General features: G+C 54.0%; 10 protein-coding genes. 6 read left to right on the top strand and 4 right to left on the bottom strand.

All coding sequences use genetic code 11. The features are described 5' to 3' along the window. The first annotated feature begins 60 nt into the window (after window positions 1-60). The 3 genes from NFR25_RS07345 to NFR25_RS07335 all read left to right on the top strand — a co-directional run bounded on the left by NFR25_RS07345 (window position 61) and on the right by NFR25_RS07335 (window position 2,653). Complete coding sequence (locus NFR25_RS07345) at window positions 61-504, top strand: cupin domain-containing protein (RefSeq protein ID WP_251198602.1); 444 nt, start codon at window positions 61-63, stop codon at window positions 502-504. A 157-nt stretch (window positions 505-661) separates the two neighbouring features. Beyond that, window positions 662-1,813 carry a cation diffusion facilitator family transporter gene (locus NFR25_RS07340; protein WP_251198601.1) on the top strand — a complete coding sequence of 384 codons (1,152 nt, stop codon included), beginning with the start codon at window positions 662-664 and terminating at the stop codon, window positions 1,811-1,813. Window positions 1,814-1,831: 18 nt separating this feature from the next. Then, window positions 1,832-2,653 carry an alpha/beta fold hydrolase gene (locus NFR25_RS07335; RefSeq protein ID WP_251198600.1) on the top strand — a complete coding sequence of 274 codons (822 nt, stop codon included), beginning with the start codon at window positions 1,832-1,834 and terminating at the stop codon, window positions 2,651-2,653. A gap of 70 nt (window positions 2,654-2,723) precedes the next feature. Here NFR25_RS07335 and NFR25_RS07330 read toward each other — a convergent pair whose 3' ends face one another. Both NFR25_RS07330 and NFR25_RS07325 read right to left on the bottom strand, forming a co-directional pair. Continuing rightward, window positions 2,724-3,179, bottom strand: a complete 456-nt coding sequence (locus tag NFR25_RS07330) for a MerR family transcriptional regulator (protein ID WP_251198599.1) — start codon at window positions 3,177-3,179, stop codon at window positions 2,724-2,726. Between the two features lie 446 nt (window positions 3,180-3,625). After that, the gene (locus NFR25_RS07325) at window positions 3,626-5,131 is read right to left on the bottom strand and encodes an alanine/glycine:cation symporter family protein (protein ID WP_251198598.1); all 1,506 of its coding nucleotides are present in this window, start codon (window positions 5,129-5,131) and stop codon (window positions 3,626-3,628) included. 322 nt (window positions 5,132-5,453) lie between these two features. Here NFR25_RS07325 and NFR25_RS07320 point away from each other — a divergent pair, with 322 nt between their 5' ends. Continuing rightward, window positions 5,454-6,119 carry an HAD family hydrolase gene (locus NFR25_RS07320; protein ID WP_251198597.1) on the top strand — a complete coding sequence of 222 codons (666 nt, stop codon included), beginning with the start codon at window positions 5,454-5,456 and terminating at the stop codon, window positions 6,117-6,119. Window positions 6,120-6,125: 6 nt separating this feature from the next. Next, window positions 6,126-7,325 (top strand): MFS transporter, encoded by a 1,200-nt coding sequence (locus NFR25_RS07315; RefSeq protein WP_251198596.1) that lies wholly within the window; start codon window positions 6,126-6,128, stop codon window positions 7,323-7,325. A gap of 40 nt (window positions 7,326-7,365) precedes the next feature. Here the strand turns inward: NFR25_RS07315 and NFR25_RS07310 are convergent, their stop codons facing one another. Then, window positions 7,366-8,508: an aldo/keto reductase gene (locus NFR25_RS07310; RefSeq protein ID WP_251198595.1), complete on the bottom strand. Its 1,143-nt coding sequence runs from the start codon at window positions 8,506-8,508 to the stop codon at window positions 7,366-7,368. Between the two features lie 48 nt (window positions 8,509-8,556). After that, window positions 8,557-9,405, bottom strand: coding sequence for an aldo/keto reductase (locus tag NFR25_RS07305; protein WP_251198594.1), 849 nt, complete (start codon window positions 9,403-9,405; stop codon window positions 8,557-8,559). Between the two features lie 107 nt (window positions 9,406-9,512). Here NFR25_RS07305 and NFR25_RS07300 point away from each other — a divergent pair, with 107 nt between their 5' ends. Continuing rightward, the gene (locus NFR25_RS07300) at window positions 9,513-10,355 is read left to right on the top strand and encodes a LysR family transcriptional regulator (RefSeq protein ID WP_251198593.1); all 843 of its coding nucleotides are present in this window, start codon (window positions 9,513-9,515) and stop codon (window positions 10,353-10,355) included. Window positions 10,356-10,388: the final 33 nt, after the last annotated feature.

Below are 10,388 nucleotides of genomic sequence, written 5' to 3'. Positions count from 1 at the left end.
GGTTCATTTTTGTCCGGGACAAAAATGAACCCGTCCCCAACACTGAGAAGGAGATTCCCCATGGCAGAGACCGTGAACACCAAAGACATGACACTCGATCAATATGCTGAGACCATCATGTTCCCCGTTGGGGACCCGAACGATGGTTTCGCGCAGTACTTCATCGGGCAGAGCTACCTGGCACCAGTCTCTACCGAGCAGATCCCGTTCTTCAACGTTACTTTCGAACCACGCTGTCGCAATAACTGGCACATCCATCACGCCACTGAAGGCGGCGGACAGATGCTCGTGTGCGTAGGCGGTCGTGGTTGGTACCAAGAATGGGGCAAGCCAGCTCAGCAGATGCTCCCAGGCGATGTAGTGCATATTCCAGCCAACACGAAGCACTGGCATGGTGCCGCAGCTGATAGCTGGTTCAGCCACCTGGCCTTCGAGATCCCTGGCACGGATACCTCGAATGAATGGCTCGAACCAGTCGACGATGCCCACTACGATGCCCTCTGATCAGCAGCAGAGCACGCGAGGCAACCTGGATCCAGGCACCTTGCGCACTCGATAACATTTACGACTTGATTGCGAATGCGCCCTGCCACTGTGCGGGCGCATCGTTGGTATTATGATGGGTTTAAACAGCCCTCGATCCTCAAGGAAGAAAGCACCGATGCCCGAAGCTCACAACAAGCCCGCGAAGCAAGACGCCACCGAAAGTCCCGTGAAGGCGCGCGAGCGCAAGATCGTCTTCACCAGCTTCGTTGGTATCGCAGGCAACCTATTGCTCACCGCAATCAAGTTGGTAGCAGGCATCTTAGCGAATTCTATCGCGGTGATCCTTGACGCAGTGAACAGCCTTACGGATGCAGGATCTTCTATCATCACCATCATCGGCACCAAGCTCTCCAACAAGAAACCCAACAAGGAGCATCCTTACGGATACGGGCGCCTAGAATACGTCACATCCATGGCCATAGCGGTGATCATCCTTTATGCTGGCATCGCTTCGCTGGTAGAGTCGGTGAAGAAGATCATCTGGCCTGAAGCGCTTTCCTATTCTACGATCACGGTAGTTGTCATCATCATTGCGGTGGTCACCAAGATAATCATGGGCATCTATTTCAATCGCGCAGGTCACGCGGTGAATTCGCAACCGCTCATCGCCTCGGGCAAGGACAACATGTTCGATGCCATCCTTTCGGGAGGCACGCTGGTATCAGCATTCTTGAGCATGGTGTTCAACCTGAACATCGACGGCATCATCGGCGCTTTCATCTCGCTCTTCATCGTGAAGGCAGGTATCGACATCCTGCGCGAAGCCGTAAGCTCGGTGATCGGCGAGCGCGTCGATACCGACTACGCCCATCAACTTGAAGCGTTCATCAGCAGTTTCGAAGGCGTGCATGGAGTGTACGACCTGTCCGTCGACAACTATGGGCCCAATGAACGCGTTGGTTCTGCTCATATCGAAGTGGATGACAACATGCGCGCGAACCAAATACACGAGCTCACCCGCTCCATCGCGCTGGCGGTCTATCGAAAGTTCAACTGCATCATCACCATCGGCATCTATGCGTCGAACACCACCGGCGAATATGCTGAAGTGAAGACATCACTTGAAAAGCTGATAAAGAAACATCCTGAAGTATTGCAGATGCATGGCTTCTACGTCGATTCGAAGACCAAGACTTGCTACTTCGATCTGGTGGTCGATTTCGATCACGATGCTGAAGCCACTGCCGACGAGGTGATCAGCAAGATGAAGGCCGCTTATCCCTCGCTCACCTTCGCCACGGTCCTCGACCACGACATCAGCGACTAACACCCGAGAGAGCCCACAATGAATGGACTTACACCAAAGACTTACACCACCGACCGCGGTCGCATCGCATATTGGGTGACCGAGCAACCGAATCAGAGGCAACCTTGGCTCGTATTCTTGCCGGGTTTGACCGCAGATCATCGTCTATTCGATAGGCAGGTCGAGTATTTTGCCGCGAAAGCGAACCTGCTGGTTTGGGATGCGCCGAACCACGGCCTGTCACGTCCCTTTGCGCTCGATTGGACGCTCGACGATAAAGCGCGCTGGCTGAAAGGAATCCTCGATGCTGAAAGGATTGAACATCCCGTGCTTGTTGGGCAGTCTATGGGTGGCTACGTCTCGCAAGCATTCATGGATCTGTTTCCTGGCGTTGCGTGTGGTTTCGTTTCGGTTGATTCGTGTCCGTTGCAACGTTCATATTATGCAGCCTGGGAATTAGCTGCGCTCAGACATACGAAGCTCATGTTCCAAGCATTCCCCTGGAACGTACTCGTGAATCTTGGTGCGAAAGGTAATTTAACTACTGAATACGGACAGGCCATCATGCATGTGATGATGCGCAACTATCGCAAATCCGAATATTGCGACCTATCGGCTCACGGGTTCCGCGTTCTTGCCGAAGCGGTAGAGGCTGACCGCCCCTACCAAATCGATTGCCCTTTCTTGATCCTTTGTGGCGAGAAAGACGGCGCTGGTTCTGCTCGACGTTATAACCGCGCGTGGGAAGAACGCACGGGCAATCCCATTCATTGGATTCCCAACGCCGGTCATAATTCAACCTGCGACAACCCCGAATTCGTAAATGCAGCGATCGAAAATTTCCTTGATGACTTAACCTAGTTTTCTGTGCCCAAGCGTTTTACAAGTAGATGCGGCATAATCGAGTGCGTGACCAAGACTGATTAGGAGTTTAGGCGCGCTTCTTTTCGGCCTGGTCTTTTCGGGGGCGACCAGCTTTGGGTCGGTCTTCCAGGCGCGCATCTACAGAGCCCTTGGTGATCCAAAGAGTACCACCTTCTTTGAAGCCTTCGAGTTGGCATGTCTTCATCATTTGAGAGACACGGCCCGGAGTTACTCCTAAACGACGGGCCGCTTCGGATGCAGTCATCTTCTCGACCGTATCTCGTCCTGCCTCAACTGCGACAACCAGACGTTCACCACCATGTTGCAATTCATTACCGAACGTGGGGGTCGGAAACGGGATTTCATGCATGGCACGATGTTCCATGTCGATCTTCAGCCAATCGGCGGCCATTTCGCAAGCCTCTTGAAAAGTCTCGCCCTGAGTTGCGCCCAACATATCAAAGGGCTCTACTATGAAGAAATTCTCATCTTTGAACACTTCGAATTCGTATACGTGCAGCATTTCTTACCTCTTCCCATTTCGGTCAGAGCCTTTAAGCCCTACTTGCTTCTTCATATCCTCGAACGTCCTATTCCTGATCTCTCGATGCCGCCCTAGTACGGTCCATCGGCCATCAGGATGCACGAGTTTATCGTGATTAGCTGCTTTCTCGAGAGAGAATCCTCGAAGCCTAAAGAACCTGATCACGTCTTTGCGCTTGACCATCGCGCCTCTTCCTGTCGATAATTCTAAAAAATTTTATAGAATTTTACAACGGGAATACTAAATAATTTTTTAGGATTTTTTGAACTGAAAGTAAGAAATTTCTCACGTTTTTCTGAAATATAAAGCCTGGACACTAATCGTGAGCAACAAAACCACCAACAAAAATAGCTCGTGTCAAACCCTCTGCGCCCTAAGAAATTGGACGCTTTAAGGTTTGATCCCGCTTTTTCAGAATGTCCTGGCTAACGCTCTTCTTGCTTGGCGACTGCTTGTTCAGCAACGGCTTGCTCGATATGGACATCGAATTCATCGCTCCAGCATTCGCACTTGGGCAGGCCAGGTATCGATGACGCATGAAAGATGGGATCCACGCCCTCTTTGCGCTGGCGCGCGTAATCATCCATGCACTTCAGCGCCCACTTGCCCAGCAGTAAGATAGCGATCAAGTTGATGATGCACATGAAGCCCATCAGGATATCCGCCACATTCCAAGCCAGGTCGAAGCTGCTCAGGCAGCCAATGAACACGATGGCAAGACAAGCCACACGGAACCAGAACACAACGCCCTTACGTTCACCAACGATGAACTTCAAATTCGATTCCGCATAGAAGTAATTGCCGATCAAGCTGGTGTAAGCGAACAAGAACACCGCGATGGTGATGAACCCGATACCGAAGTCTCCCGCAAAATGATGCAGTGCCATCTGCACGAGCGGCATGCCGTTGAGCCCTGCGGCAGTCTGTGGGTCTTGCACCATGAACACCAGCACGATCATAGCCGAACAGGTGCAGATGAACAGCGTGTCGATATAGACCGAAAGCGTTTGGACCAGGCCCTGCTTGGCCGGATGCGAGACCGAAGCCGAAGCAGCAGCGTTCGGCGCAGAACCCATGCCCGCTTCATTCGAGAACAGACCACGCTTGATACCCAGCATCAAAGCCGACCCCGCGAAACCGCCGAAGATCGCCGTGAAGTCGAAGGCCGACTGGAACACCATGCCGAAAGCTTCAGGCAGAAGATAGAGATGTGTTATCGTAACGAACACGCCCAAGCCAATGTATGCCAGTGCCATGATAGGCACGACCCATGAATTGATCACTGAAATGCGATGAGCTCCGCCAAAGATGACCAAACCCGTGAACGCCGTCAGTACGATGCCCATCACCACCGCCGCGCCATTCGTAGCGTAGTCGGGAATGTAGTATTCCAGCGCTGACGCAGCATTATAAGCCTGAAGTTCATTGAATCCGATTGCGAAGCATGCGATCAGCGAAATAGCGAAGAGGATGCCCATCCAGCGCTTACCTAGACCCTGCTGGATGTAGTAAGCCGGGCCGCCACGGAACTGTCCGTCGCCTGCCCTCACCTTCCAAATCTGCGCGAGCGTGGACTCGATGAATGCCGAAGCGGCGCCCACTAGCGCCATCACCCACATCCAGAACAGTGCGCCAGGGCCACCGATAGCAAGCGCCGTAGCGATGCCAGCAATATTGCCCGTACCTACGCGCGAACCAGTGGAGACCATCATCGCCTGGAAGGAGGAAATGGTCTTACCGCCTTTATCCACCTTCTTCTCGAACAATTGCGAGAACATGTCTTTGATGTAGCGGAACTGCACGCCACGCGTACGGATGGTGAAATAGATGCCCGTGAACACGAGCAGCGCTACCAATATATAGGTGTACATGAAGTTATCTATGTCGCTGGTGATGAGCACCAGGAAGCTATTGATGCTAGTGAATTCCATTTCGTCCCCTCCAATTCAAGCACACGGCTGGGTACTTGCCAAAGCAAGTTCTCGGTCTTCGATCGGAGGCCTTAGAGCTGGCAGCCGACCTTATGCTCGCTTCGTGGGGGCGTGCTGCACCACACGTCAAAATGAGCTACTTTGATTTTAGAGTGAAACAAGACCGATCGTGTACAGGATGCAACGAATGGTCGTGATGCGAAAACAAGCTGTTACGCGCTAGAATACAACTCATCACAGATTCTTCGCATGCATGCGCGCGAAATCACCCGCTCGGAAAAGCCCCCAGCATATGCGGAATCGGTCGCGGAGGAAGGCATTTATGGATCACAACATCGACTGCTTGCTGTTCGATTGCGATGGCACCCTGATCGACACCTACGACATCATCCTTGAAGCCATGCGCTACATCGTGAATGGCGAACTGGGCCAAGATCGCAGCGATGAAGAGCTGATGCACGGCGTAGGCACTCCGCTCGAGGACCAGATGCGTACCTTCCTTGACGATGAATCGCAGGTCGATCGAACCGTAGCCGCCTATCGTGCCTACAACGACTCTATCCATGATGAAGGCGTGAACATCTTCCCAGGCGTGAAAGACGGACTCGAAGCACTGAAACGTGCGGGCTATCGCATGGGCGTGGTCACATCGAAGCGTCACTGGCTTGCCGATCGCGGGTTAGAGATCTGCGGCATTCGCGACTATTTCGAAGTGCTCATCGGATCGGATGACTTCCCTGTTCACAAGCCCGAACCTGGCCCCATCCTGGAAGCCTGTCGCCTCATGGGTGTTGATCCCGCGCACTGCGCCTACATCGGCGACAGCCCGTACGACATCAAAGCGGGTAATGCGGCGGGGTGCACTACGATAGCGGCACGCTGGGGCATGTTCTCACCTGAATCACTTACGGCCGAGCATCCTGATCATGAGATCGATACTTTCGCCGATCTGCCTAAACTGATTGAAGCCCTGAACCGCACGGAATAGGAACCAATGGAAACCACCGCAAAGAAAGAGACTATCTGGAGCCTGCCGTTCATCATCTTGATGGCGGTGAATCTGTTCCAATCCATGGCGGCGTTCATGGCAGGCACCACCCTGCCGCTCTACATCGATTCGATGGGCGCAACCACGGGTATGATCGGCATCGTGGTCAGTTCGTTCACGGTAACAGCGCTGCTCATTCGCCCATTCGCGGGGCCGGCGTTCGACAGCTTCTCGCGCAAATGGCTGCTGATCGCGTCGCAGGCTATCACGTGCATGTGCCTGTTCTTGTATGGCGTGGTCGACACGCTCGAGGCGTTGATCGTGGTCAGGCTCTTCCATGGCATCGGTATTGGCTGCGGCGGTCCGCTGGCTATGTCGCTGGTGTCGGAGTTCCTGCCCAAGGCGAAGTTCGCCAGCGGCATTAGCATCTACGCGCTGGCGCAGTCGGTTGCGCAGGTCATCGGCCCGGCGGTGGGTCTGTATCTTATCGACGCGATCGGATTTTCCGTCACGTATGCATCTGCGGCGGCATGCGTGCTCGTTGCGATCATGGGGATCCTATTGATCAAAGAACCGTATCACGAGCGTCTGAAATACGAGCTGAAGCTCGATCGCATGTTCGCGCCGCAAGCCGTGGGCAAAGGCGTGGCACTGATGCTGCTGGCAACATCATTTTCGTGTATGACCTCGTATGTTGTGCTGTACGGCTACTCGGTGGGCGTCGAGCAGATGAGCCTGTTCTTCGTCATCTACGCGCTCTGTCTGTTCGTCACGCGCCCGCTCTTCGGCAGCCTGGCGGACAGGTTCGGCACCCCGCGCTTGCTGGCCGTGGGCATCCTATTCTTCGCCAGTTCTTACATCGCGCTTTCGTTCGCGAACAGCCTGCCCGGCTTCATCCTTGCGGCCGTGTTGGGTTCGGCTGGCTTTGGCTGCTGTGCTCCGTTGCTGCAATCGCTCGCACTGGCGTCGGTGCCCATTTCGCGCCGCGGCGCCGCAAGCAACACCACCTTCACCGGCATGGATCTGGGCACGCTGCTTGGCCCCATCATCGGCGGATTCGTGGTCGAAAGCCTCGAGCCAGCAATGGGAAGCCTGTCGGGCGCGTATTCATCCATGTGGCTGGTTATGCTCATCCCCGCCATCGGCACCCTGCTCATCTCCATCTACTGGCTTGTGAAGCAAAAGATCCAGACCAGCCCCGAATAAGCCTCGAATACTTCGGGGACAGGTCCCAAGGTGCCCACTTTTAGAACGAGTGGGCTTTCAGCCAAGCAACGGCTTCGTCGACCAGCGGAGTGGCATCTTCGCCGTTAGGAAGAACTACCTGCTGATGTGGCAGCTCGCCAGCCATATCCAGATGTGCCAGCTCGGCAAGCGCATTCTTGAAGTAGTTATTGTCATCCGAGAAACCAGGATCGGGCTGGATCTGGCAGATGCTATAGGCCTGCAAGATGGCCGTAACTGGCACGTTGTTCCAAGTGATACCCTCGAACGCTTTCAGCTGCACAGGAGTGATAGGTGCGCTTTCGCGATAGAGAGCCATAGCCTTCCACAACGCGTCAACCTCGACCGCGCTCAACGGTTCGGCTGCCTTCGTGGTAACGATATTGTCCTCGACCTGCTGCAACGTGGACATGCCCGAAAGCACCGCGATAACATCCTGCATCTCGAGCGAAAAACGTAGCGACCACGAAGCGATCGATTCATCAGGACGCAGCGCCTTCAACAATGCTTCCGCGTCCACAGGCAAGCTAGCCAAGCCGCCGCCCTTCACCATTTCCATGATCACGACCCGCTTGCCATGGCGACGAATGACCTCATAACATTGCGCAGCCTGCACGAACTCACTATCCCAATCGATCGGGTTCACCGCAATCTGCACGAAGTCCACTTCGGGGTGTTCCGTCAGCACACGGTCGAGCACTACTGCCGAAGAATGGAATGAGAAGCCAATGTGCTTAGCACGACCCTCCTCCTTCCAGCGCTTCAGGTGGTCGAACAGATGCGTTTCCTGGACGATGCCACCTTTGCCATCGATGCCGCAATACAGCACGGTCTGGATATTGTGCAGCAGATAATAGTCGACATAGTCCACACCCAGGTTGTCGAGCTGCTTCTGGAAAGTAGCTTCGACCTGGTCTTCCGGCAAGTTCATAAAGGTGGGGAATTTCGTTGCGATGGTGAACGAATCGCGCGGATGACGCTCGACCAACGCCTTGCGCATGGCCTGTTCGCTCGTGCCATTGTGATAGACGAAGCTCGTATCGAAATAGGTATAGCCCGCATCCAGGAAGGTATCCACCATCTGGTTGAGCTGTTCGTAGTCGAATGCAGTGGTGTCGTCTCCGAGCACAGGCATGCGCATCGCGCCAAATCCAAGGTTGTTCATCGGGTCCTCTCTTCAGTCAGGTCAAGTTTCAGAAGTCGACGCACAAGGCTATTTCTGCGCGTCATAATCGTTCACGGTCAGCACAAAATCAGGTGCTTCATCAGGAACGATGTAGTAAGGATTCTGTGGCAGGCTGTTGATGCGCGCCATCTCTTCATCGGTCAATTCAAAGTCGAAGATATCGATATTATCCGCCATGTGCGCAGGGTTAAGCGTCTTCGGAAAGATGACGTTTCCCTCTTGCAGGTGCCAGCGCAAGATGATCTGCGCAGGTGTCTTGCTGTATTTCTTGCCAAGCTCAGCGAAAATAGGCTCGGCCAGCAGCTTCTCATCGCCATGGCCCAGCGGATACCATGCCTCAAAGGTCACATCATAAGGTGCCAGGAATTCCTTCATCTCGTGCTGATTCCAATACGGATTGATCTCGATCTGCACTACTGCTGGAGTGATGGTAGCCACATCCAGGATCTCCTGCAGCTTTGCCTGCGGGAAGTTCGACAAGCCGATCGATCGTACCTTACCTTCAGCCACAGCTTCTTCCATTGCCTTCCACGCCTGCACGTATTCGCCATAGGGCTGGTGCAGTAGAAGTAGGTCGATGTAGTCCGTGTTCAGACGCGCAAGAGTGGCATCGATGTCCACCTTGCACTGCTCATAGGGGTAGCTCTGCGGGAACAGCTTCGTGGTGATGAAGAATTCCTCACGCGGAAGATCGCTGGCGTTCACCACGCGACCAACTGCCTTTTCGTTGAAGTAAGCATTTGCAGTATCGATATGACGATAACCCGCATCGATAGCCTCGGGCAGATGCGCTTCTACCTCTTCGGGCGTCATCAGAAAGACACCGTAGCCAACAGCAGGGATCGTATTCCCGTCATTCATAGTGAATTCAAGCATAGAAACCTCGTTTCTTTTTTCTTCCTTATATCTGATTCTTGCAGGTGAACAGCTTGAAGTACAATGCATTATGAAGTGTTGCATATGCAGAAACGGAATAAGCGATCATGAATTTCGATCAACTAAGACAATTTGACGCCATCGCGCGTCTGGGAACTGTCAGCGCTGCTGCCGAATCGCTCAACATTTCGCAGCCTGCGCTCAGTCGCTCTATCGCTCGGCTCGAAGCGGAGCTGGGAGTGAGTCTATTCGAGCGCATTGGACGGCGCGTAGTATTGAGCCGCGTAGGCAACGCGATCCTAGAATATGCACGCGCCATACTACGCGAAGAGCGATTCATGATGAAGGCTATCGACGAATTGACCGATCGCGCAGCAACACTGATGGTGGGCACGGTGGCCCCAGCGCCACTCTGGCGTTTAACAGCCATCACGGTCGAGCACTTTCCCGAACAGTTGCTCACTTCGCGCATGGAAAGTCAGTCAGCAGTCGAGCGAGACATCATCAACGGGGACATCGACCTAGGAATCTCGCTTAAACCCGTCCAATATCCGTCAGTAAACTGCTGTCACCTGATGGACGAGCAGCTGTCCATCTCTCTTTCGCCACAGCATCGCCTGGCGAAGCGCAAGAAGCTTTCCGCAAAAGATCTTGCAGGTGAAACATTCCTGATGGCGCAGCGCGTAGGCTTTTGGGCCGATGCTGTGCGCCAAGCATTGCCTCAATGTGAATTCATCATCCAGGAAGACGAAGCCATGCTGCTTCACCTGGCCGCGAATCAAAACGCGCTCATGTTCGCCTCGGACGCGCGCTATCAGCAACACAACAACTCTGGTCGCGTGCTCGTCCCCTTTGACCACGCCTGCGCTTTCGCGTCCTTCTATCTGCTTGCTCGCTCCGATGCTTCCGCATCCATCCGCGAGATCTTCAACACCGTCTCGTCTCTCTAACGCGGACACTTTGGGAACGGGTCCCAAAGTGTC

The sequence above is a fragment of the Anaerotardibacter muris genome (assembly GCF_943192915.1).
GTDB lineage: Bacteria > Actinomycetota > Coriobacteriia > Coriobacteriales > Eggerthellaceae > Anaerotardibacter > Anaerotardibacter muris.
The sequence above is the reverse complement of the archived record's forward strand: the minus strand, read 5'-3'. Positions and strand labels throughout refer to the sequence as shown.

Excerpts from the sequence above, each read along its gene's own strand:
- NFR25_RS07345 (WP_251198602.1), top strand. The coding sequence starts at position 61 with ATGGCAGAGACCGTGAACACCAAAGACATGACACTCGATCAATATGCT.
- NFR25_RS07340 (WP_251198601.1), top strand. The coding sequence starts at position 662 with ATGCCCGAAGCTCACAACAAGCCCGCGAAGCAAGACGCCACCGAAAGT.
- NFR25_RS07335 (WP_251198600.1), top strand. The coding sequence starts at position 1,832 with ATGAATGGACTTACACCAAAGACTTACACCACCGACCGCGGTCGCATC.
- NFR25_RS07330 (WP_251198599.1), bottom strand. The coding sequence starts at position 3,179 with ATGCTGCACGTATACGAATTCGAAGTGTTCAAAGATGAGAATTTCTTC.
- NFR25_RS07325 (WP_251198598.1), bottom strand. The coding sequence starts at position 5,131 with ATGGAATTCACTAGCATCAATAGCTTCCTGGTGCTCATCACCAGCGAC.
- NFR25_RS07320 (WP_251198597.1), top strand. The coding sequence starts at position 5,454 with ATGGATCACAACATCGACTGCTTGCTGTTCGATTGCGATGGCACCCTG.
- NFR25_RS07315 (WP_251198596.1), top strand. The coding sequence starts at position 6,126 with ATGGAAACCACCGCAAAGAAAGAGACTATCTGGAGCCTGCCGTTCATC.
- NFR25_RS07310 (WP_251198595.1), bottom strand. The coding sequence starts at position 8,508 with ATGAACAACCTTGGATTTGGCGCGATGCGCATGCCTGTGCTCGGAGAC.
- NFR25_RS07305 (WP_251198594.1), bottom strand. The coding sequence starts at position 9,405 with ATGCTTGAATTCACTATGAATGACGGGAATACGATCCCTGCTGTTGGC.
- NFR25_RS07300 (WP_251198593.1), top strand. The coding sequence starts at position 9,513 with ATGAATTTCGATCAACTAAGACAATTTGACGCCATCGCGCGTCTGGGA.